Origin of the sequence: Salmonella enterica subsp. diarizonae (assembly GCF_008692785.1) — a bacterium.
GTDB classification, from domain to species: Bacteria; Pseudomonadota; Gammaproteobacteria; order Enterobacterales; family Enterobacteriaceae; genus Salmonella; species Salmonella diarizonae.
Genome location: NZ_VXJV01000007.1, coordinates 80,591 through 101,694 on the forward strand (window position 1 = coordinate 80,591; position 21,104 = coordinate 101,694).

Sequence of the window (21,104 nt, forward strand, 5' to 3'; positions counted from 1 at the left end):
GGCAATTGATGGGATGCTCTTTATAATCCGCGCCTGACATAACAACAGAACATTTTTCAGAGGTAAACATGGCTATTGAACGGACTTTTTCCATCATTAAACCCAACGCGGTGGCAAAAAACGTTATTGGCAGCATCTTTGCGCGCTTTGAAGCAGCAGGGTTCAGGATTGTTGGTACCAAAATGTTGCACCTGACCGTTGAGCAGGCGCGCGGCTTCTATGCTGAGCACGACGGCAAGCCGTTCTTTGACGGTCTGGTGGAGTTCATGACCTCTGGTCCTATCGTGGTATCCGTGCTGGAAAGTGAAAATGCGGTACAGCGTCACCGCGATCTGCTTGGCGCCACCAATCCGGCGAACGCGCTGGCTGGTACGCTACGTGCCGACTACGCTGACAGCTTTACTGAAAACGGCACCCACGGTTCGGATTCGCTGGAATCCGCGCAGCGCGAAATCGCCTTTTTCTTCGGTGAAGGCGAAGTGTGCCCGCGCACCCGTTAATCGGGGCATCTTTACACATTATTTTCGCTAATGCCGCGTGCAGACGTGGCATCCTTGCGGCAAAATTTGTACAATGCAGCGCCCCCGGACGAGCAGCAAGTTCACCGGGGCGTTTCTTTTTTCAACCCTCCAGGGGCCATAACGTGTAATAACGAGGCCGGAATAGCATATGTCTGAACAAATTGTCACACCTGAAAGCAGCACCCCGGTAGTTCCCAACAACGAAGCAAAAATCAACCTGCTGGATCTAAACCGTCAGCAGATGCGCGAGTTTTTTAAAAACTTAGGTGAAAAACCTTTCCGCGCCGATCAGGTGATGAAATGGATGTATCACTATTGCTGCGATAATTTTGATGAGATGACCGACATCAATAAAGTGTTGCGCGGCAAATTAAAAGAGGTCGCGGAAATCCGCGCGCCGGAGGTGGTGGAAGAGCAGCGTTCCTCAGACGGTACCATTAAGTGGGCGATTGCTGTCGGCGATCAGCGCGTTGAAACGGTCTACATCCCGGAGGACGACCGCGCTACGCTGTGCGTCTCTTCACAGGTAGGATGCGCGCTGGAGTGCAAATTTTGTTCAACTGCGCAGCAGGGCTTTAACCGCAACCTGCGCGTATCGGAAATTATCGGTCAGGTCTGGCGTGCGGCGAAAATTGTCGGCGCGGCCAAAGTCACTGGCCAGCGTCCGATCACCAACGTGGTCATGATGGGGATGGGCGAGCCGTTGCTTAACCTGACCAACGTCGTACCGGCGATGGAAATTATGCTCGATGACTTTGGTTTCGGCCTGTCCAAACGCCGTGTAACGCTCTCAACGTCCGGCGTGGTGCCTGCGCTGGATAAACTGGGCGATATGATAGACGTTGCGCTGGCTATCTCCTTGCATGCGCCGAATGACGCCATTCGCGACGAAATCGTCCCGATCAACAAAAAATACAATATCGAAACGTTCCTGGGCGCGGTTCGCCGCTACCTGGAAAAATCCAACGCCAATCAGGGGCGCGTGACGATTGAATACGTGATGCTTGACCACGTCAACGACGGCACTGAACACGCGCATCAACTGGCGGAACTATTAAAAGAGACGCCTTGTAAGATTAATCTGATTCCGTGGAACCCGTTCCCTGGCGCGCCGTATGGCCGCAGCTCCAACAGCCGTATCGATCGCTTTTCTAAAGTTTTGATGAGTTATGGTTTCACGACCATCGTACGCAAGACGCGTGGCGATGACATTGATGCGGCGTGCGGACAGTTGGCAGGCGACGTGATTGACCGTACTAAACGTACCCTGCGTAAGCGTATGCAGGGAGAGGCGATTGATATCAAGGCTATTTGATAGCAGTTGCGCCACGGTGCATTCATTATACCGTGGTGCAATGTCAGTTGAATAATGCTTTACGTTGTACTTGTCTGGTCAATAATAACGGTGCGTTTTTGTCGACTTTAAGGCAGTATGTAACGGTACAACAAGAGTTTAGCCTTGTGTCTTAAGCGGTTTTGTCATCTGCGGCCTGACAGGCTTATACTGTCTGACTAAGGTTAACTCACCTGATGTTTCGCGGTGTGGGCGGGCATTACGGCTCGTCGGCACCTGAATCCTAATTTACACGTACCTGTAGCTGTAGCGAATGAATACTGAAGCCACGCACGACCAAAATGAAGCACAAACCACCGGCGTTCGTCTGCGCAATGCCCGTGAACAACTCGGACTCAGCCAGCAGGCTGTCGCTGAGCGACTTTGCCTGAAGGTTTCTACGGTACGCGATATTGAAGAAGATAAGGCGCCGTCCGATCTTGCTTCAACCTTTCTGCGCGGATATATCCGCTCATATGCGCGTCTGGTACATGTTCCAGAAGAGGAACTGCTGCCGGGGCTGGAAAAGCAGGCCCCGCTGCGCTCCGCCAAAGTCGCCCCAATGCAGAGTTTCTCATTAGGAAAGCGTCGTAAAAAACGCGACGGCTGGTTAATGTCTTTTACCTGGCTGGTACTGTTTGTGGTCGTGGGGCTGACCGGCGCCTGGTGGTGGCAGAACCATAAGGCGCAGCAGGAAGAGATCACGACGATGGCCGATCAAAGCACGGCTGAACTGAGCGCAGATAAAGACAGCGGCCAAAGCGTACCACTGGACACCCGTGCCGCGACAAGCCAGGATACGACGCCAGCGCAAACGGCTCCTGCGACGCCGGTTGATTCGACGGCGGCGACGCAAACGCCAGCGCCAATGCAAAATACGATAGTCGCGCCTTCGCAGGCGAATGTCGATACGGCTGCCACATCTGCCGCGCCAGCGGCAACGGAGACGCCGTCCGCGTTGCCGACCGATCAGGCTGGCGTAGCGGCGCCTGCTGCCGATCCGAACGCGCTGGTGATGAATTTTACCGCTGACTGCTGGCTCGAAGTAACTGACGCCACGGGTAAGAAACTGTTTAGCGGTATGCAGCGTAAAGATGGCAATTTAAACCTAACCGGTCAGGCGCCTTATAAGCTTAAAATTGGCGCGCCGGCCGCGGTGCAGATCCAGTATCAAGGAAAACCTGTCGATCTGAGCCGCTTTATCAGAACTAATCAGGTTGCGCGTCTGACCCTTAATGCCGAACCAACACCGGCGCAGTAACAGACGGGTAACGCGGGAGATTTCTCATGCATAACCAGGCTCCGATTCAACGTAGAAAATCGACACGTATTTACGTTGGGAATGTGCCGATTGGCGATGGCGCCCCCATTACCGTCCAGTCGATGACCAACACGCGCACCACGGATGTGGCGGCGACGGTGAGTCAAATTAAAGCGCTTGAGCGCGTGGGCGCGGATATTGTGCGTGTTTCCGTGCCAACCATGGACGCTGCCGAAGCGTTTAAGCTCATCAAACAGCAGGTTAGCGTCCCTCTGGTCGCCGATATTCACTTCGACTACCGCATTGCGCTGAAAGTAGCGGAATATGGCGTCGATTGCCTGCGCATCAATCCCGGCAATATCGGTAACGAAGAACGCATTCGTATGGTGGTGGACTGCGCACGCGACAAAAACATCCCTATCCGTATCGGCGTAAATGCCGGATCGCTGGAAAAAGATCTGCAGGAAAAGTACGGCGAGCCGACCCCGCAGGCATTGCTGGAATCGGCAATGCGCCATGTCGATCATCTCGATCGTCTCAACTTCGATCAGTTCAAAGTGAGCGTAAAAGCTTCCGATGTATTCCTTGCCGTTGAGTCTTATCGTCTGTTGGCTAAACAGATCGATCAGCCGCTGCATTTGGGGATCACCGAAGCGGGCGGCGCGCGTAGCGGGGCGGTCAAGTCGGCGATCGGTTTGGGTCTGTTGTTATCGGAAGGCATCGGCGACACGCTGCGCGTATCGTTGGCGGCCGACCCGGTGGAAGAGATTAAAGTAGGGTTTGATATACTGAAGTCGCTGCGCATTCGCGCGCGCGGCATCAATTTCATCGCCTGCCCGACCTGTTCTCGCCAGGAGTTTGACGTTATCGGCACGGTGAACGCGCTGGAGCAACGTCTGGAAGATATCATCACCCCGATGGATGTCTCGATCATCGGCTGCGTGGTGAATGGGCCGGGCGAAGCGCTGGTATCGACGCTGGGTGTGACGGGCGGCAATAAGAAAAGCGGCCTGTATGAAGACGGCGTGCGTAAAGATCGTCTCGATAACGACGATATGATCGCGCAGCTTGAATCCCGTATTCGCGCGAAAGCAAGTCAACTTGATGAAGCGCGTCGGATTGACGTGCTGCAGGTTGAAAAATAAGAACGTGATGGGAAGCGGCGTGCTTCCCGTGTATGATTGAACCCGCATGGCTCCCGGTTCGTTCGGGGAAGCGCTGAGGGTTCATTTTTATATTCAGAAAGAGAATAAACGTGGCAAAAAACATTCAAGCCATTCGCGGCATGAACGATTATCTGCCTGGCGAAACCGCCATCTGGCAGCGCATTGAAGGCACACTCAAAAACGTGCTCGGCAGCTACGGTTACAGTGAAATCCGCTTGCCGATTGTAGAGCAGACCCCGTTATTCAAACGCGCGATCGGTGAAGTTACTGACGTGGTTGAAAAAGAGATGTATACCTTTGAGGATCGCAACGGCGATAGCCTGACATTGCGCCCTGAAGGTACGGCGGGCTGTGTACGCGCCGGCATCGAACATGGTCTCCTGTACAATCAGGAACAGCGTTTGTGGTATATCGGGCCGATGTTCCGTCACGAGCGTCCGCAAAAAGGTCGCTACCGTCAGTTCCATCAGCTAGGCGCCGAAGTCTTTGGCTTACAAGGCCCGGATATCGACGCGGAGCTGATTATGCTGACCGCACGCTGGTGGCGCGCGCTGGGCATCGCTGAACACGTTAGTCTGGAGCTGAACTCTATTGGTTCGTTAGAAGCGCGTGCGAACTATCGCGATGCGCTGGTCGCGTTCCTCGAACAGCATCAAGAGACGCTGGACGAAGACTGCAAACGCCGTATGTATACCAATCCGCTACGTGTGCTGGATTCAAAAAACCCGGACGTGCAGGCGCTGCTCAACGACGCGCCTGCTTTGGGCGACTATCTCGATGACGATTCACGCGAGCACTTTGCCGGTCTGTGCAAATTGCTGGACGCGGCGGGGATTGCCTACACCGTCAACCAGCGTCTGGTGCGCGGTCTTGACTACTACAACCGCACTGTATTTGAATGGGTAACAAGCAGTCTGGGGTCACAAGGCACCGTCTGTGCAGGTGGTCGTTACGACGGTCTGGTAGAACAACTGGGCGGTCGCACTACCCCGGCAGTGGGCTTTGCGATGGGCCTGGAACGACTTGTTTTGTTAGTTCAGGCAGTTAATCCGGAATTTATTGCCTCTCCTGTTGTCGATATATACCTGGTGGCTGCCGGCGCGGAAACGCAGTCTGCGGCAATGACGCTGGCGGAGCGGCTGCGCGATGAAATGCCAGGCGTGAAGCTAATGACAAACCACGGCGGCGGCAACTTTAAGAAACAGTTTGCCCGCGCCGATAAGTGGGGCGCCCGTATTGCACTGGTTCTTGGCGAATCTGAAGTCGCCAATGGGACTGTTGTAGTGAAGGATTTGCGCTCCGGTGAGCAAACGGCAGTGGCGCAGGACAGCGTCGCCGCGCATTTGCGCACTTTATTGGGCTAAGGAGAAGGACAGCGTGGAAATTTACGAGAACGAACACGACCAGGTGGATGCGATTAAACGCTTCTTTGCCGAAAACGGCAAAGCGCTGGCTGTCGGAGTGATTTTAGGGGTTGGCGCGCTGGTTGGCTGGCGTTACTGGGGCAGCCATCAGACGGAGTCCGCGCGTGCTGCTTCTCTGGCGTATCAAAATGCGGTGACGGCAGTAAGCGCCGATAAGCCGGATAGCATTCCTGCCGCTGAAAAATTCGCGGCTGAGAATAAAAATACCTATGGTGCGCTGGCGTCTATGGAACTGGCGCAGCAGTTTGTGGATAAGAATGAACTTAAAAAAGCCGAAGCCCAGTTGCAGCAGGGGTTGGCGGCCACCAGCGATGAAAATCTCAAAGCGGTAATTAATCTGCGTCTCGCTCGCGTTCAGTTGCAGCTCAAGCAAGCTGACGCCGCGCTGAAAACTCTGGATGCCATTAAAGGCGAAGGATGGACAGCCATTGTCGCTGATTTGCGTGGCGAAGCGTTGCTGAGTAAGGGTGATAAAAAAGGCGCGCGCAGCGCATGGGAAGCGGGCGTCAATAGCGATGCTTCTCCGGCGTTGAGCGAAATGATGCAGATGAAAATCAATAATTTGTCCATCTGAGAGGGACCCGATGCAATTGCGTAAATTACTTCTGCCAGGGTTGCTTTCCGTTACCCTGCTCAGCGGCTGTTCACTGTTTAGCGGCGAAGAAGATGTCGTTAAGATGTCTCCATTACCGCAAGTTGAAAACCAGTTTACCCCGACCACTGCCTGGAGCACCTCTGTTGGGAACGGAATTGGCGACTTTTATTCTAACCTTCATCCGGTAATGGCAGATAACGTGGTCTATGCAGCCGATCGCGCGGGCGTGGTAAAAGCGCTCAATGCGGATGATGGCAAAGAGATCTGGTCTGTGAATCTGGGCGAGAAAGACGGCTGGTTCTCCCGTTCGTCCGCGCTATTGTCCGGCGGCGTCACGGTCGCGGGCGGTCACGTCTATATCGGCAGTGAAAAGGCCGAGGTTTATGCGCTGAATACCAGCGACGGCACCACGGCATGGCAGACGAAGGTCGCAGGCGAAGCGTTGTCTCGTCCGGTTGTCAGTGATGGAATCGTCCTTATCCATACCAGCAACGGTCAGTTGCAGGCGCTAAATCAGGCGGATGGCGCAATTAAATGGACGGTGAACCTGGATATGCCTTCGCTGTCGCTGCGCGGCGAATCTGCGCCGGCAACCGCGTTCGGCGCGGCTATCGTCGGTGGTGATAATGGCCGCGTCAGCGCCGTGTTGATGCAACAAGGGCAGATGATTTGGCAACAGCGTATCTCCCAGGCCACCGGCCCAACGGAAATTGACCGTCTGAGCGATGTCGATACCACGCCGGTTGTGGTAAACGGCGTCGTTTACGCGTTGGCATATAATGGTAACTTAACGGCGCTGGATCTGCGCAGTGGTCAGATTATGTGGAAACGCGAGCTGGGCTCGGTCAATGACTTTATCGTCGACGGCGACCGTATCTACCTGGTCGATCAGAACGATCGCGTGCTGGCGCTGACCACTGACGGTGGCGTAACGCTGTGGACGCAAAGCGATCTGCTGCACCGTTTGCTGACCTCCCCGGTGCTGTATAATGGTGATTTAGTCGTCGGCGATAGCGAAGGTTATCTGCACTGGATTAATGTTGATGATGGGCGTTTTGTGGCCCAACAGAAAGTAGACAGCTCCGGTTTCCTGACCGAACCGACGGTGGCGGAGGGTAAACTGCTCATCCAGGCTAAAGACGGTACGGTCTACGCGATTACGCGTTAATCGTCACGGTTGTGCGTTTTAAAAAACGGCTCCTGGTGTAGGGGCCGTTTTCCTGTTTTTAACAACGGCGCAAAATGTGCGCGTTGTCTGATGATTTTTTAAATGAGGCTTTAAACATGGTACCTGTGGTCGCGCTTGTCGGGCGCCCTAACGTCGGAAAATCCACGCTATTTAACCGTCTGACCCGCACCCGAGATGCGCTGGTTGCGGATTTCCCGGGTCTGACTCGTGACCGTAAGTACGGTCGTGCGGAGGTTGAAGGCCGCGAGTTTATCTGTATCGACACCGGCGGTATTGACGGCACCGAAGACGGTGTCGAAACGCGGATGGCGGAACAGTCGCTGCTGGCGATTGAAGAAGCGGATGTGGTGTTATTCATGGTAGATGCGCGCGCTGGCCTGATGCCGGCGGATGAAGCGATTGCCAAACATCTACGTTCCCGTGAAAAACCGACCTTCCTGGTGGCGAATAAAACTGATGGTCTCGATCCCGATCAGGCGGTTGTCGATTTTTACTCGCTGGGATTAGGCGAAATATACCCTATCGCCGCATCGCATGGTCGCGGCGTATTGAGCCTGCTGGAACATGTGCTTTTGCCGTGGATGGATGATGTCGCGCCGCAGGAAGAGGTGGATGAAGACGCAGAATACTGGGCGCAATTCGAGGCGGAAGAAAATGGCGAAGAAGCGCCGGAAGATGACTTTAATCCGCAGGATCTGCCGATTAAGTTAGCGATTGTGGGTCGCCCGAACGTAGGTAAGTCCACGCTCACTAACCGTATTCTCGGCGAAGAGCGCGTGGTGGTATACGACATGCCGGGCACTACTCGCGACAGCATTTATATCCCGATGGAACGCGACGAACGGGAATATGTGCTGATTGACACGGCGGGGGTGCGTAAGCGCGGGAAAATCACCGATGCGGTAGAAAAGTTCTCGGTGATTAAAACGTTGCAGGCGATTGAAGACGCTAACGTCGTACTGTTGGTTATCGATGCGCGCGAGGGGATCTCTGACCAGGATTTGTCTCTGCTGGGCTTTATCCTCAATAGTGGGCGCTCACTCGTTATCGTAGTCAACAAATGGGATGGCCTGAGCCAGGAAGTCAAAGAGCAGGTGAAAGAGACGCTGGATTTCCGTCTGGGCTTTATTGATTTTGCCCGCGTTCATTTTATCTCTGCGTTGCACGGTAGCGGCGTCGGTAACCTGTTTGAGTCCGTACGTGAGGCTTACGACAGTTCCACTCGCCGGGTGAGCACTGCGATGCTGACCCGTATCATGACGATGGCGGTTGAAGATCATCAGCCACCGCTGGTACGCGGTCGCCGCGTGAAGCTGAAATATGCCCACGCTGGCGGCTATAACCCGCCGATTGTGGTTATTCACGGCAACCAGGTAAAAGATCTGCCGGATTCCTATAAGCGCTATCTGATGAACTACTTCCGCAAGTCGTTGGAAGTGATGGGAACGCCCATTCGCATTCAGTTTAAAGAAGGGGAGAACCCGTATGCGAACAAGCGTAACACGCTGACGCCAACGCAAATGCGCAAACGTAAGCGTTTGATGAAGCATATCAAGAAAAGCAAGTAACGCTTTTTCAGTAATGTTCCAGGCCTGACAAGCGTAGCGCTATCAGGCCTTTCGAGTAAAAGTGAATTACGCGCCTGAGGAGAATGTTATGGAAATAACCTGCCCCGTTTGTCATCACGCGCTGGAGCGCGATGGCGATACTGCGCATTGCGCGACATGCGCTAAAGATTTTGCGTTGCAGGCGATTTGCCCCGACTGCCGCCAGCCGTTACAGGTTTTGAAAGCCTGCGGCGCGATGGACTATTTTTGCCAGAACGGTCATGGTTTAATTTCAAAAAAACGGGTTAATTTCGTCATTCTCGATCAATAAAACCGCTGGCGACGTTACGCCGCAGAAGGGCCAACGTCTTATTCGGCTAAGGGCAAAATAGCTATTCAATATCCCCGTAACATTAGCAGAGTCATCCTGCCCGGCGGCTATTTTATCCTTTTATTTACCCACTTATTTATAGTAAATATTATTCCTCGGAATTTATATTAAATTTACCGTAATCTTCGCGGCGGACGAATTAGCCATAAAACAGGTATATAAAAAGGCGCGGCTAACACGCTAAACACGTGTCGAATTTGTGCGATTTCCATATTAATCACAAATGCACGCTTCACCTTTTTGCCACAGTTCGACCAGAGAGGCTGGCGCATCGTTTTCGGGAACCAGAATAACGATGTCTGTATATTGCGCCTGTTGGTGCTGCGTCCAGATTATCTGGATTCGGAAATAGCGCTGGTCACCTTTGCCGGGTGAGTTCACCTGGCCCGGCGGCGAACCCACGGGTAACGTCTGCTTCAGAATATCGGTGATCCGCTGGCGTTGGGGAGCCGTCAACGTTGCTAACGCAATCTTGCGCTGCTTATTTAGCTTAGGGATAAATGCCACCCCGCCTTCACGCGCCAGTTCCACAATGGCGTCATCGGTAAGCTCAGGGATATCCATCTATAGCACTCCTACGGTTTTCCATGCCTGCTCAATGGCGGAAGCCGTTGTTTGCCCGGAACGTTTTTCTCCGTGGGCAATGGTGAGTCTGGCAAAGTCCGCAAAACTGGCATTTTGGGCGAGATTGCGATCGCACAGCGTATCATACCAGGCATAACCGGCTTTTTCCCAGGCATAACCGCCGATTTGGCGGGCGGCCAGGTAAAATGCCCGGTTCGGGATGCCGGAATTAAGATGCACACCGCCATTGTCTTCACGGGTTTTAATAAAATCCTGCATATGAGCAGGCTGAGGGTCTTTTCCAAGTAGCGGATCGTCATACGCGGTGCCCGGCGAGGCCATAGAGCGTAACCCTTTGCCATTAATACCTTTAGCCAGTAGCCCTTCGCCAATAATCCAGTCAGCCTGCCCGGCAGTTTGCTGGAGATGAAACTGTTTTACCAGTGAACCAAAAACGTCGGAAAGCGATTCATTCAGCGCGCCAGCTTGCTCAAAATAAATTAACCCGGCTTCTGTTTCTGTAACGCCGTGAGTCAACTCATGCGCGACGATATCAATCGCAATCGTAAAACGGTTAAATATTTCTCCATCGCCGTCGCCAAATACCATCTGCTGCCCATTCCAGAACGCGTTCTGGTAGTCGCGACCGTAGTGTACTGTACCGATCAGCGCCAGACCTTTATTATCCAGCGAGTCGCGATGATACTTTTGCCAGAAAAATTCGTGGGTAATGCCGAGATAATCATAAGCTTCATCAACGGCGATATCGCCGTTGGACGGTTGTCCCTCATGGCGAACCTGTAATCCAGGTAATTCCTGAGCTTGTCTGGCGTCGTAGATATCGCGTTCAAGCTGGCCTGGATGGGCGGGATGGGACACAGGTGATTTGACAGGATTATGCGCCATCAGAGTTTGCACATGCGTTAACGTCAGACGAGCGCATCGCTGTTGGGGCGCCGAGCCGTTCGCGATAATACGGCGCAAAATATAAGGTGGGATCACAGTGTGGCAAGAAACAGTATTCATACCGATCTCCTTATGGCGGACAATGCCGAAAAGAACATCAGTAGTATAGATTGTGAGCATCAAAGCATTATATGCTTTTATCCTAAACGGATCTTTTTTACAGGTTTGATGGCGGTCACTTCACTGGTCACCCAACCGTCTTTCAGGCGCGTGGTCATTATATCGCCCACGTTAAGCTGTTTCACTTTTTTCAGCACGTGACCGTCGGTTGCGGTTGAGACACTGTAGCCTCGCGCCATCGTCGCCAGCGGGCTAACGGCTTCCAGGTGCGTTACCGCATTACCGAAACGCTCGCGCTGTTCGCTTAACCGTGCGCGGAGGTTTTCCGCCAGACGATATTCCAGTTGCTGAACGCGCGACTGCGCACGGTGAATACGCGGTTGCGGGTTTTGTTGATTCAGACGCTGCGTTAGGCGCTGCTGCTGCTGGGCTGCGCGTTTTAGTTGGGCTTCAAGCGCGATGCTAATGCGTTGGCGTAGCCGTTCCAGAGCAGTCTGTTGACGCGCCAGTCGCAGTTGCGGATGCTGTTGTTGCAGACGGTGGTACAGTTGGGTAAACCGCCGCTGGCGGTTAGCCAGATAATAATCCATCGCCATTTCCAGCCGCTGGCGCGCGGTCTGTATCTGGCGCAGCAGCTCCTGCTGGTTACGGCTGACGATTTCCGCCGCTGCGGACGGCGTGGGCGCGCGCAGGTCGGCGACAAAATCGGCTATCGTGACGTCCGTTTCGTGGCCGACGGCGCTCACCACCGGAATGGTGCTGGCAAAAATTGCTCGTGCGACGCGCTCGTCGTTAAAGCTCCATAAATCTTCCAGCGACCCGCCGCCGCGCCCGACGATCAGCACGTCGCACTCTTTGCGGATGTTAGCAAGCTCAATGGCACGCACGATCTGCCCTGGCGCGTCGTCGCCCTGAACTGCTGTTGGGTAGATAATGACCGGCAACGACGGATCGCGGCGTTTCAGCACGTGAAGAATATCGTGCAGCGCCGCGCCGGTTTTCGAGGTGATAACCCCTACGCAGTGGGCTGGGGAGGGCAACGGTTGTTTATGTTGCTGATCGAACAACCCTTCGGCCTGCAATTTGGCTTTTAGCTGCTCATACTTCTGCTGCAAAAGCCCTTCGCCCGCGGGCTGCATACTTTCGGCGATAATCTGATAGTCGCCGCGCGGCTCGTACAGCGTAATATTGGCGCGTACCAGTACTTGCTGCCCGTGCTGCGGGCGGAACGTGACCCGACGATTGCTGTTACGGAACATCGCACAGCGTACCTGAGCGGTATCGTCTTTGAGCGTAAAGTACCAGTGACCCGAAGCAGGCTGCGTGAAATTAGAAATCTCGCCGCTGATCCATACTTGTCCCATCTCCTGTTCTAACAGCAGACGAACCGTCTGGTTGAGGCGGCTTACGGTAAAAATTGAGGAAGTCTGAGAGGATAACATGTGAGCGGGATCAAATTCTAAATCAGCAGGTTATTCAATCGATAGTAACCTGCTCACAGGGGATCGCAAGCACTATTTGCAAAAAAGTGTAGATGCAACCGATTACGTTCTGTATAATGCCGCGGCAATATTTATTAACCTCCCAGGTGAGATATTGCCCATGCTACGTATCGCTAAAGAAGCCCTGACGTTTGACGACGTCCTCCTTGTTCCCGCTCACTCTACCGTTCTGCCGAATACTGCCGATCTCAGCACGCAGTTGACGAAAACCATTCGTCTGAATATTCCTATGCTTTCTGCGGCGATGGACACCGTGACTGAAGCGCGCCTGGCAATTGCCCTGGCACAGGAAGGCGGCATTGGTTTTATCCACAAAAACATGTCTATTGAGCGCCAGGCGGAAGAAGTTCGCCGCGTGAAGAAACACGAGTCCGGCGTAGTGACCGACCCGCAGACCGTCCTGCCAACCACCACGTTGCATGAAGTGAAAGCCCTGACCGAGCGTAACGGCTTCGCGGGCTATCCGGTGGTGACTGAAGACAACGAGCTGGTAGGTATTATCACCGGTCGTGACGTGCGTTTCGTCACCGATCTGAACCAGCCGGTCAGCGTTTATATGACGCCGAAAGAGCGTCTGGTGACCGTTCGCGAAGGCGAAGCCCGTGAAGTCGTACTGGCAAAAATGCACGAAAAACGCGTAGAAAAAGCGCTGGTCGTTGATGATAACTTCCATCTGCTTGGCATGATTACCGTAAAAGATTTCCAGAAAGCGGAACGTAAACCAAACTCCTGTAAAGATGAGCAGGGCCGTTTACGTGTCGGCGCCGCGGTCGGCGCAGGCGCGGGCAACGAAGAGCGCGTTGACGCGCTGGTGGCGGCAGGCGTTGACGTACTGCTGATCGACTCTTCTCACGGTCATTCAGAAGGTGTGTTGCAACGTATTCGTGAGACGCGCGCTAAATATCCGGATCTGCAAATCATCGGCGGCAACGTCGCGACGGGCGCAGGCGCTCGCGCGCTGGCGGAAGCGGGTTGCAGCGCGGTGAAAGTGGGTATCGGTCCGGGCTCTATCTGTACCACCCGTATCGTTACTGGTGTGGGCGTGCCGCAAATTACCGCGGTGTCCGACGCGGTGGAAGCGCTGGAAGGCACCGGGATTCCGGTTATCGCTGACGGCGGTATTCGCTTCTCCGGCGACATCGCTAAAGCCATCGCCGCTGGCGCGAGCGCCGTCATGGTCGGCTCTATGCTGGCCGGTACGGAAGAGTCTCCGGGCGAAATCGAACTCTACCAGGGCCGTTCTTACAAATCTTACCGCGGCATGGGCTCGCTGGGCGCGATGTCCAAAGGTTCCTCCGACCGTTACTTCCAGAGCGACAACGCCGCCGACAAACTGGTGCCGGAAGGTATCGAAGGCCGCGTAGCCTATAAAGGCCGCCTGAAAGAGATCATTCACCAGCAGATGGGCGGCCTGCGTTCCTGTATGGGGCTGACCGGTTGTGCTACCATCGACGAACTACGTACTAAAGCGGAGTTTGTGCGTATCAGCGGTGCGGGTATCCAGGAAAGCCACGTTCACGACGTGACCATCACCAAAGAGTCCCCGAACTACCGTCTGGGCTCCTGATTTTCTTCGCCCGACCTTCGCGTCGGGCGATTTATTTAATCTGTTTCACTTGCCTCGGAATTAGCGTCAATGACAGACAATATTCATAAACATCGCATTCTCATCCTGGATTTCGGATCGCAATACACTCAGTTGGTCGCACGTCGCGTGCGTGAACTGGGCGTTTATTGCGAACTGTGGGCATGGGATGTAACTGAAGCACAAATCCGTGAGTTCAATCCAAGCGGCATTATCCTTTCCGGCGGCCCGGAAAGTACCACCGAAGAAAACAGCCCGCGCGCGCCGCAGTATGTCTTTGAAGCAGGCGTGCCGGTATTTGGCGTCTGCTACGGGATGCAGACCATGGCGATGCAGCTTGGCGGTCATGTAGAAGGTTCTAATGAACGTGAATTTGGTTACGCGCAGGTCGAAGTGCTGACCGACAGCGCATTGGTTCGCGGTATTGAAGACTCCCTGACCGCTGACGGCAAGCCGTTGCTGGATGTCTGGATGAGCCATGGTGATAAAGTGACGGCGATTCCGTCCGACTTCGTCACCGTCGCCAGCACCGAAACCTGTCCGTTCGCGATTATGGCGAACGAAGAAAAACGCTTCTACGGTGTGCAGTTCCACCCGGAAGTGACCCATACCCGCCAGGGGATGCGGATGCTGGAGCGTTTTGTACGCGATATCTGCCAGTGTGAAGCGTTGTGGACTCCGGCGAAGATCATCGACGATGCCGTAGCCCGCATTCGCGAGCAGGTAGGCGATGATAAAGTCATTCTCGGTCTCTCCGGGGGGGTCGACTCCTCCGTGACCGCGATGCTGCTGCACCGTGCGATCGGTAAAAATCTGACTTGTGTTTTCGTTGATAATGGTCTGCTGCGCTTGAATGAAGCCGAGCAGGTGATGGACATGTTTGGCGATCATTTCGGTCTGAATATCGTTCACGTTCCGGCAGAAGAGCGCTTCCTGTCCGCGTTGGCTGGCGAGAATGATCCGGAAGCCAAGCGTAAGATCATTGGCCGTGTTTTCGTGGAAGTGTTCGACGAAGAAGCGCTCAAGCTGGAAGACGTGAAATGGCTGGCGCAGGGGACTATCTATCCTGATGTGATCGAATCTGCCGCCTCCGCAACCGGTAAAGCGCATGTCATCAAATCTCACCACAATGTCGGCGGCCTGCCGAAAGAGATGAAGATGGGGCTGGTTGAACCGCTGAAAGAGTTGTTCAAAGATGAAGTACGTAAGATTGGTCTGGAGCTGGGCCTGCCGTATGACATGCTGTATCGCCATCCGTTCCCGGGGCCGGGCCTCGGCGTGCGCGTACTGGGCGAAGTGAAGAAAGAGTACTGTGACCTGCTGCGTCGCGCAGACGCTATCTTCATTGAAGAGCTGCGCAAAGCGGATCTGTACGACAAAGTGAGTCAGGCGTTCACTGTCTTCCTGCCGGTCCGTTCCGTGGGCGTCATGGGTGATGGGCGTAAGTACGATTGGGTGGTCTCCCTGCGTGCCGTCGAAACTATCGACTTTATGACCGCGCACTGGGCGCATCTGCCGTATGACTTCCTGGGGCGCGTTTCCAACCGCATCATCAATGAAGTCAACGGGATTTCCCGTGTGGTGTATGACATCAGTGGTAAACCGCCGGCAACAATTGAGTGGGAATAAGCCGATAACCCTTCCTGTGTTTTCATGAACAGGTAAAAGTGAACTTAACCCTCTGTTCTTGCAGAGGGTTTTTCTTTATGTGCATTCATGTTTTCTCACCTCTTCTGATATTGGGGTTTTTCCATCATTTTCTGCTTTTTTAATCCGATGTAATTCACCCGGGTCGTGGCTTTTGCCCCGGTCAGCGCTTTCTGCCGCAGCTCTTCCTCGTACCAGAATTCATCTCGTTCGGGGGCATTGCCGCTGCCTTCACCCGCAGACGGGACATACAGCACGGATATTATCGCACCCACATACGGAATCCCCCGGGTGGCTCCCAGTACACCGGTCAGGGACCATTCCCCCCGGACCTGAGTCATTACGCCAGTAGCGGTCCCCGGAGCAAGCGGTGCAGCCGTTGCCTGAGCAGGTGCATTTGCGCCTCCGTCGTCAGGCTGGGCAAAAATTGTCATCTGTCCAAAGTTATCAACGGGCTCTTCGGCAGTACCGGCATCCGTGCAGCCTTTCGCCTTCAGGCAGGATTTTGCATACACCGGCGTTACCCAGGGGGGGTGGGGTTAAGTTCCCGCATCGTTGCCGGAGGAGGGCGCGGGGGGTATCCAGAGGTAAAGCGCTTCGTGTCGCAGCCATCGTCCTTTTCGTCCGGCGCAGGTGCATCGTCGTTGTCCCGTACTCTATTTTCCCCGCCTCCAGTCGCAGGTAACTCCCGTCGCCAATCAGCGTGATGCGCTTCTTCCCGGCAAAAGAGATGTCACTCGCTGAGCTCAGCGTCAGCTTCTTCTCTGCAAACAACCGCAGGCTGGCGTTTTGCGCCTGGACATCTATTGCCCCTTCTCCGGATTTCAGGCTCAGTTGTCCGGTGTGGGCAGAGAGCCCCAGCTTCTCCCCGGCCAGTTGCATATCTTCACCGCTGGTCAGCGCCATCCCTTCCGGGGCGGTCATCAGCAGCACCTCGTTTATTCATTTTCCCCTGAGCAAGTATCTGCTCTTTCGTCATATCGGCATACCGCATATCATCAGCAGTGAAGTCAATGAAAAACATCTACCAGACAACTTTGATAATTGAATTAGACATTGATAATAAAATCCTTATGAGTCTTTAAAATGTGGAAGACTCAATGGTTTCCTCCATTTTATTAGTTAGTGAAATATTGAGATGAACTGACTCCATCATCTTTTGTGATCAACTGGAATTGTGTATCCTTCAACATAGTCGTTAACACCATTTATTGAAAAAGAGTTATCTCCAAGAATATCCCCTGGAAAAAAACAGCATCAGCAAATACACCATCAAATTCTGAAAAATGAAATGGAGAACTTTGCCCTAAATATTTTCCCTTTTTATCATATAAAACAAGAAATATGTCATTACATATGAAGTTTTGATACGCCGCATAGGGTGTAGTGGGTAATATGTCGTAAGCGACTATTTTAAATTGACCATCTTGGCTTACTTTTTCATAAATATAGTTAAACTTGCCAAAAAATGCTACGGGTGAAAAAACAAACCATATGAATAATAGTATTACAAAAATAACAATTTTACTCACAGAGCATATTCTCATAACTCAATCACCCTATCTTTATCAAGTGGAGGAGTCCATAATACATCAGAAAAAACGATGTAATCTCCACCAGTGTTGTGTTTTTTTGCCATTCTCTAAAATCTGAATTAAATACAGGCACAAAAAGAATTTTGGTCATATCGGGTAAGCCACAATCTGGTAAATGGGATATGGTCCCGGCCCGGGCGTTCAAAATACGCTGGATGTTATCCAATACAGATAAAATGACCTGGTCTTCTTCGTTAATAACTTCAAGGGGAAGATCCCCTGTAAAGTTGCAAGTAAGAATTTCATACAATGAAGGTGTTTTTCGGTCCATAATTGATTTTTTCCCACACTCTATGCTGGTAATGGATAAGGCAAATCAATTTCTGGTGCGTCTGGTAACCAACGGCCTGATTTTTTCATTAAATACCCCAAAATCTCATCATAAGTTAAATTGACGTCAGACATTGAATCATTTTTAAACCAGTATTCAGGATAGTAGAATAGATCTGAGACACATGGCTCAGAGAAATTCAACTCTATCAGGCTAAGAGCATAACCTTGTAAGGCCTCATTACCTTCAGCGGTGCTTATAAATTCTATTATTTATTTCGCCTCATGGAAAGACAAGTCCGCTTGATATTTAGCTTGATAAAGGGCCGTCTTTACAAAATTTTCTGTAGAAATCCATGAGTGGTAGTCACGAAAATCGCTAAATTCAAACTTAGTAACAGCAAAGATATTCCACTTTTCTATCAATGCATTCACTTTGCTAGATATTTCGTCGGACCCAGTATCTATGAGATTCGTTAATTCTTCTGCAATTGCTGTCATAGATTGCATTTTATCATGATGAATTTCAGAGGGATTTAATCTAACTGGCAATGGCATAATAACCTCATGGACATTACTATCATGTTAATTTATAACTTAAGGCTGCTATGCGGCAGTCATATTATTTTTCTGTTCATGATTTTGTTTGACCTATGAGTCTTTGAATAAAGGAAGCCCTTGAGATTTCCTCCATTTAATTACTTCATTCAATGCACCTTCAGGTGAATCATTTTCAGGTGTATCTGGATAGTATATAAAGTCACTAACTTCTCCGGTTCCAACCAGTACAGTCAGAAAATCAAGGAGATTATCCAAATAAATTTCTAGCTCGTCACCCTTGAGTGATGGCGATGATCTATGATTTGCATAAAATTCATCCAATATTTTCTTAAATTCACTTTCGGTATAACTTTCCAATTTCTCTTTAACATTATTAATATCAATCATAATAGGCTCCCTCATTCCCCGTAATGAATGAATTTATGAAGTTTTGGCGTTGTAATTCGCAAATTATCGATATCATACACTCCACCACCTTCTTCAATAGGTTTTATGTGATGTATTTCAAACTTCTTAATTACTTGTTTTGGTCCTACATAATGTCCAGCAAATGGGGCTGTTGGTGCTTTCCCCTCTTGCATCGCCTCTATATTACCGTTACTAAACTGTTTTGATAGCTCTGGATCTTTGCTTATTTCTAACCATAAATCCTCCCGAGACTTACGGAAACTATCATAGTGTCTTCCACGTAATTTATCTGCAATATTTGAAGGGATTTTAGCACCCTCTCCATTGTTTGTTACAGACAAATCAAGCCACTTCTATCCTGTTTCAATTTGAGAACCGTTTCCTGAAGCTGTACCAGCCTGATCCCGCGGATCATCCTTCAGATAAACATAAATCGGCTTACTGCCTGAATCCGCAGGGAACACCAGAATGTAATCGTTAAGATCGCGTTCTTCCGGCACCGGGAATGGTGGTGTCGTGTATTCATCTTTGCCGTCAGGAATTGGCGTGACGAGTATTGTAGCCTGGTCTATTGACTTGATGTCGCTGCCGGTATGTGAGGGAAGGTCACTTCCTTCAGGTCTCTCAGGCGTCCAGGTAATCAGCGGACCATCGGCACCGTGAGCTGGAGTGAACTCATACCGATTATGTTCACTATTCCACACCATGTTTTGTATTCGGTCGAGGAAATCTTAGTGACCGCGCATGTGATCTGGTCACCCAGGCAGGATATCCAGCAGTTGCTCTTTAAGCGTCTGATAGTGGCCTGATAACCCTAAATACGTGTTGTATGGCAATAATACGGCCCTAAAGGGCGTGTTTGTAATACTATCATAACAACGTGATTTACATCATAAATTTCATTATTTTGACGATGTTTTTTGCGGTATTGTCTGGAAATGGTTGTCGTAAAACTCAGTGATAACAAGATGTTGGATGGTTTCTAAACCATTGAGTGGGAATGGTTTCCCCGTATTGAGCTGAAAAGTTGAAGAGAAACCGCTTAACGGCGGGGTTTTTACTTCAATAATAAGCAGGCCCGAATAAATCGGGATCAAAAAGATATCGGGTTGCTATAAATATGCGTTAATATTCTGGAGGTAATTATAATAAGAATGTTGTATGCGTATTTCATTCATCTTAAAAATAAAATTCACTAGAGTTAGTGTCGATTTTAATATTTCTTGAAGCGAGTCACAGCTTCACGCAGTCAGGATAGATACCCCCTGGGGTCAGAGATGTGTCAGTACATCCAGATAACTGAATGCAAAGCGAAAAAAGGGATGGGCTTGCTCAATTTAGTCTGGGTGGAATGTATGCGGATGGCGACTATGTTATCCCGGATTATAAGCTGGCGATAAAATGGCTGGAAAAAAGCAGGTAAGCAGGGATCTTATTTTTCCTGTTTCGTTATTGGTTATCATTATAATTACGGTAAAAACTTTCCTCGTAATAAAAAGAAGCGTTGAAATGGTATCGTAAGGCAGCAGGGCTGGGGGGCTTTATGCAAGAAATACTCAGTAATGCCTGTATGTACGGTAATGGGGTTCCCCAACATACCCAGATGACGCTGGCGTGGTATCGTAAAGCGGCTGAACGTGGCTGGTTGAAGCGCAAAAAGCTGTTGCTGGTATACCAGAGTCGCGCAAACCGAGCTGTCGCAACGATTAACGCTAATTCGAGGCTATAGAGATAACGATATTTTGTTTTGGATGCCGAAACATCTTTAATGCTGAGTGGAAGTTATTAAGAGAAAATGTAGCAATCCTGAGCGGTATCTGCTTCTCATTTGTCACGGCGGACTTTCGTTCAGCCTCTATCGCTTAAAAAAACAAACTATCGGTTCATGCTAATCCTGGGAAGGGAGCAGCAGAGTCTGGATAACACCGCAAGCCTGTGACGATAGTATCGCTATTTCAACGGATAACGGCTAGTTAACGCTGTCCCGGCGTGTTGACCGAAAGCGTTGACTGTTGCGCTTCTTTTTTATCCTGATGGTGCTGCCAGGCGCCGATAGAAGAGTAGACGAAACGTCCAAAGAAGAAGAGAAAACTGATAAGCAGTACGATACGGGTCATGCGAGTGTTAAATCGATGTCGTTTTCGCATACTGTTGGCCTGACTCACAAAGGGTTCCTTAACGTTGGCCCAGCGGTATGGGCGGGATCAGGCCGGGTTCTTCAAGGGTATTATCAGGGCGAAGAACGTAACAAGCCTGCATTCACTCTACATTAAGGCATACTGTGAACCGATGGTCAATTCCTCTTAATGTAAAATTGCGTCAGTTGATTTATCTTATATTGTTATGGAAGATAATTTTAGTATTTACATTAATAATAAATTAATGATAACGAAGAATAAAAAAGTGAATAAAGGCTCCCGGAGGAAGGTAATAATTGACTTAAATCAAATATTACTTTTGTTTAATAATTACAATCGATGACTATCGTATGATGTGTATCGCATCATCCATTTAAAGTC

Annotated in this window: 22 protein-coding genes and 4 pseudogenes; 14 read left to right on the plus strand and 12 right to left on the minus strand. The window is 51.1% G+C overall.

Annotated features, from left to right (window positions below):
* The first annotated feature begins 68 nt into the window (after nucleotides 1-68).
* The 9 genes from ndk to F4V72_RS15440 all read left to right on the plus strand — a co-directional run bounded on the left by ndk (nucleotide 69) and on the right by F4V72_RS15440 (nucleotide 9,367).
* Nucleotides 69-500 (plus strand): nucleoside-diphosphate kinase, encoded by a 432-nt coding sequence (gene ndk / locus F4V72_RS15400; RefSeq protein WP_000963847.1) that lies wholly within the window; start codon nucleotides 69-71, stop codon nucleotides 498-500.
* A gap of 169 nt (nucleotides 501-669) precedes the next feature.
* On the plus strand, nucleotides 670-1,836 hold the full coding sequence (locus F4V72_RS15405) for a bifunctional tRNA (adenosine(37)-C2)-methyltransferase TrmG/ribosomal RNA large subunit methyltransferase RlmN (RefSeq protein WP_000003212.1): 1,167 nt from the start codon (nucleotides 670-672) through the stop codon (nucleotides 1,834-1,836).
* 292 nt (nucleotides 1,837-2,128) lie between these two features.
* A complete protein-coding gene (gene rodZ / locus F4V72_RS15410) occupies nucleotides 2,129-3,115 on the plus strand; it encodes a cytoskeleton protein RodZ (protein ID WP_023245978.1) in 987 nt (328 codons plus the stop codon).
* A gap of 26 nt (nucleotides 3,116-3,141) precedes the next feature.
* Nucleotides 3,142-4,260, plus strand: a complete 1,119-nt coding sequence (ispG, locus tag F4V72_RS15415; protein WP_002954226.1) for a flavodoxin-dependent (E)-4-hydroxy-3-methylbut-2-enyl-diphosphate synthase — start codon at nucleotides 3,142-3,144, stop codon at nucleotides 4,258-4,260.
* A 110-nt stretch (nucleotides 4,261-4,370) separates the two neighbouring features.
* Nucleotides 4,371-5,645 (plus strand): histidine--tRNA ligase, encoded by a 1,275-nt coding sequence (hisS, locus tag F4V72_RS15420; protein ID WP_023245977.1) that lies wholly within the window; start codon nucleotides 4,371-4,373, stop codon nucleotides 5,643-5,645.
* A 13-nt stretch (nucleotides 5,646-5,658) separates the two neighbouring features.
* The gene (locus F4V72_RS15425; RefSeq protein WP_023245976.1) at nucleotides 5,659-6,279 is read left to right on the plus strand and encodes a YfgM family protein; all 621 of its coding nucleotides are present in this window, start codon (nucleotides 5,659-5,661) and stop codon (nucleotides 6,277-6,279) included.
* 10 nt (nucleotides 6,280-6,289) lie between these two features.
* Entirely contained in the window at nucleotides 6,290-7,468 is a 1,179-nt protein-coding gene (bamB, locus tag F4V72_RS15430) for an outer membrane protein assembly factor BamB (protein ID WP_023245975.1), read from the plus strand.
* Between the two features lie 116 nt (nucleotides 7,469-7,584).
* Nucleotides 7,585-9,057 (plus strand): ribosome biogenesis GTPase Der, encoded by a 1,473-nt coding sequence (gene der, locus F4V72_RS15435; RefSeq protein ID WP_023245974.1) that lies wholly within the window; start codon nucleotides 7,585-7,587, stop codon nucleotides 9,055-9,057.
* A gap of 88 nt (nucleotides 9,058-9,145) precedes the next feature.
* Nucleotides 9,146-9,367: a zinc ribbon domain-containing protein gene (locus F4V72_RS15440; protein WP_136058139.1), complete on the plus strand. Its 222-nt coding sequence runs from the start codon at nucleotides 9,146-9,148 to the stop codon at nucleotides 9,365-9,367.
* A gap of 273 nt (nucleotides 9,368-9,640) precedes the next feature.
* Here F4V72_RS15440 and F4V72_RS15445 read toward each other — a convergent pair whose 3' ends face one another.
* The 3 genes from F4V72_RS15445 to xseA all read right to left on the minus strand — a co-directional run bounded on the left by F4V72_RS15445 (nucleotide 9,641) and on the right by xseA (nucleotide 12,459).
* Nucleotides 9,641-9,991, minus strand: coding sequence for a protealysin inhibitor emfourin (locus F4V72_RS15445; RefSeq protein WP_023245972.1), 351 nt, complete (start codon nucleotides 9,989-9,991; stop codon nucleotides 9,641-9,643).
* A complete protein-coding gene (locus F4V72_RS15450) occupies nucleotides 9,992-11,017 on the minus strand; it encodes a M4 family metallopeptidase (RefSeq protein WP_136058140.1) in 1,026 nt (341 codons plus the stop codon).
* A 77-nt stretch (nucleotides 11,018-11,094) separates the two neighbouring features.
* A complete protein-coding gene (xseA, locus tag F4V72_RS15455; RefSeq protein ID WP_080070297.1) occupies nucleotides 11,095-12,459 on the minus strand; it encodes an exodeoxyribonuclease VII large subunit in 1,365 nt (454 codons plus the stop codon).
* A gap of 160 nt (nucleotides 12,460-12,619) precedes the next feature.
* On the opposite strand from xseA, the gene guaB reads away from it, so the two are divergent.
* Both guaB and guaA read left to right on the plus strand, forming a co-directional pair.
* Entirely contained in the window at nucleotides 12,620-14,086 is a 1,467-nt protein-coding gene (gene guaB / locus F4V72_RS15460; protein WP_000944174.1) for an IMP dehydrogenase, read from the plus strand.
* Between the two features lie 69 nt (nucleotides 14,087-14,155).
* Nucleotides 14,156-15,733 (plus strand): glutamine-hydrolyzing GMP synthase, encoded by a 1,578-nt coding sequence (gene guaA, locus F4V72_RS15465; protein WP_053510729.1) that lies wholly within the window; start codon nucleotides 14,156-14,158, stop codon nucleotides 15,731-15,733.
* Between the two features lie 95 nt (nucleotides 15,734-15,828).
* Here the strand turns inward: guaA and F4V72_RS24835 are convergent, their stop codons facing one another.
* The 8 genes and pseudogenes from F4V72_RS24835 to F4V72_RS24475 form a co-directional block, all read right to left on the minus strand.
* Complete coding sequence (locus tag F4V72_RS24835; protein ID WP_151324290.1) at nucleotides 15,829-16,266, minus strand: hypothetical protein; 438 nt, start codon at nucleotides 16,264-16,266, stop codon at nucleotides 15,829-15,831.
* A pseudogene (locus F4V72_RS24840) lies at nucleotides 16,199-16,693 on the minus strand (DUF2345 domain-containing protein); the annotation flags it as partial. The pseudogene F4V72_RS24840 and the gene F4V72_RS24835, both read right to left, overlap by 68 nt.
* A gap of 266 nt (nucleotides 16,694-16,959) precedes the next feature.
* Nucleotides 16,960-17,283, minus strand: a complete 324-nt coding sequence (locus F4V72_RS15480; RefSeq protein WP_070797672.1) for a DUF6201 family protein — start codon at nucleotides 17,281-17,283, stop codon at nucleotides 16,960-16,962.
* Nucleotides 17,284-17,422: 139 nt separating this feature from the next.
* Nucleotides 17,423-17,617, minus strand: a pseudogene (locus tag F4V72_RS15485) (type VI secretion system baseplate subunit TssE); the annotation flags it as partial.
* 272 nt (nucleotides 17,618-17,889) lie between these two features.
* A complete protein-coding gene (locus F4V72_RS15490) occupies nucleotides 17,890-18,174 on the minus strand; it encodes a hypothetical protein (protein ID WP_077950804.1) in 285 nt (94 codons plus the stop codon).
* A 93-nt stretch (nucleotides 18,175-18,267) separates the two neighbouring features.
* Nucleotides 18,268-18,564 (minus strand): bacteriocin immunity protein, encoded by a 297-nt coding sequence (locus F4V72_RS15495; protein ID WP_023245962.1) that lies wholly within the window; start codon nucleotides 18,562-18,564, stop codon nucleotides 18,268-18,270.
* Nucleotides 18,565-18,575: 11 nt separating this feature from the next.
* A complete protein-coding gene (locus F4V72_RS24470; RefSeq protein WP_023245961.1) occupies nucleotides 18,576-18,926 on the minus strand; it encodes an HNH endonuclease signature motif containing protein in 351 nt (116 codons plus the stop codon).
* Nucleotides 18,927-18,938: 12 nt separating this feature from the next.
* Nucleotides 18,939-19,292, minus strand: coding sequence for an S-type pyocin domain-containing protein (locus F4V72_RS24475; RefSeq protein WP_063390692.1), 354 nt, complete (start codon nucleotides 19,290-19,292; stop codon nucleotides 18,939-18,941).
* Between F4V72_RS24475 and F4V72_RS24480 the strand changes: the two are divergent.
* Nucleotides 19,287-19,394: pseudogene (locus F4V72_RS24480) on the plus strand (hypothetical protein); the annotation flags it as partial. The gene F4V72_RS24475 and the pseudogene F4V72_RS24480 overlap by 6 nt on opposite strands.
* A 444-nt stretch (nucleotides 19,395-19,838) precedes the next feature.
* Nucleotides 19,839-20,218, plus strand: a pseudogene (locus F4V72_RS24685) (tetratricopeptide repeat protein); the annotation flags it as partial.
* A 340-nt stretch (nucleotides 20,219-20,558) separates the two neighbouring features.
* On the opposite strand, the gene F4V72_RS15515 reads toward F4V72_RS24685, so the two are convergent.
* On the minus strand, nucleotides 20,559-20,750 hold the full coding sequence (locus tag F4V72_RS15515; RefSeq protein WP_000075925.1) for a YfgG family protein: 192 nt from the start codon (nucleotides 20,748-20,750) through the stop codon (nucleotides 20,559-20,561).
* Nucleotides 20,751-20,928: 178 nt separating this feature from the next.
* Between F4V72_RS15515 and F4V72_RS15520 the strand changes: the two genes are divergently transcribed.
* Nucleotides 20,929-21,066, plus strand: coding sequence for a hypothetical protein (locus F4V72_RS15520; protein ID WP_053529987.1), 138 nt, complete (start codon nucleotides 20,929-20,931; stop codon nucleotides 21,064-21,066).
* Nucleotides 21,067-21,104 lie beyond the last annotated feature (38 nt).

Bases quoted from the DNA above. Each gene is read 5' to 3' on its own strand.
- guaB (WP_000944174.1), top strand. From the start codon at position 12,620: ATGCTACGTATCGCTAAAGAAGCCCTGACGTTTGACGACGTCCTCCTT.
- F4V72_RS15490 (WP_077950804.1), bottom strand. From the start codon at position 18,174: ATGCCATTGCCAGTTAGATTAAATCCCTCTGAAATTCATCATGATAAA.
- ndk (WP_000963847.1), top strand. From the start codon at position 69: ATGGCTATTGAACGGACTTTTTCCATCATTAAACCCAACGCGGTGGCA.
- der (WP_023245974.1), top strand. From the start codon at position 7,585: ATGGTACCTGTGGTCGCGCTTGTCGGGCGCCCTAACGTCGGAAAATCC.
- F4V72_RS15405 (WP_000003212.1), top strand. From the start codon at position 670: ATGTCTGAACAAATTGTCACACCTGAAAGCAGCACCCCGGTAGTTCCC.
- F4V72_RS15495 (WP_023245962.1), bottom strand. From the start codon at position 18,564: ATGATTGATATTAATAATGTTAAAGAGAAATTGGAAAGTTATACCGAA.
- F4V72_RS15520 (WP_053529987.1), top strand. From the start codon at position 20,929: ATGGAAGATAATTTTAGTATTTACATTAATAATAAATTAATGATAACG.
- F4V72_RS15450 (WP_136058140.1), bottom strand. From the start codon at position 11,017: ATGAATACTGTTTCTTGCCACACTGTGATCCCACCTTATATTTTGCGC.
- ispG (WP_002954226.1), top strand. From the start codon at position 3,142: ATGCATAACCAGGCTCCGATTCAACGTAGAAAATCGACACGTATTTAC.
- F4V72_RS15445 (WP_023245972.1), bottom strand. From the start codon at position 9,991: ATGGATATCCCTGAGCTTACCGATGACGCCATTGTGGAACTGGCGCGT.
- rodZ (WP_023245978.1), top strand. From the start codon at position 2,129: ATGAATACTGAAGCCACGCACGACCAAAATGAAGCACAAACCACCGGC.
- guaA (WP_053510729.1), top strand. From the start codon at position 14,156: ATGACAGACAATATTCATAAACATCGCATTCTCATCCTGGATTTCGGA.
- bamB (WP_023245975.1), top strand. From the start codon at position 6,290: ATGCAATTGCGTAAATTACTTCTGCCAGGGTTGCTTTCCGTTACCCTG.
- xseA (WP_080070297.1), bottom strand. From the start codon at position 12,459: ATGTTATCCTCTCAGACTTCCTCAATTTTTACCGTAAGCCGCCTCAAC.
- F4V72_RS15440 (WP_136058139.1), top strand. From the start codon at position 9,146: ATGGAAATAACCTGCCCCGTTTGTCATCACGCGCTGGAGCGCGATGGC.
- F4V72_RS24475 (WP_063390692.1), bottom strand. From the start codon at position 19,292: ATGGTGTGGAATAGTGAACATAATCGGTATGAGTTCACTCCAGCTCAC.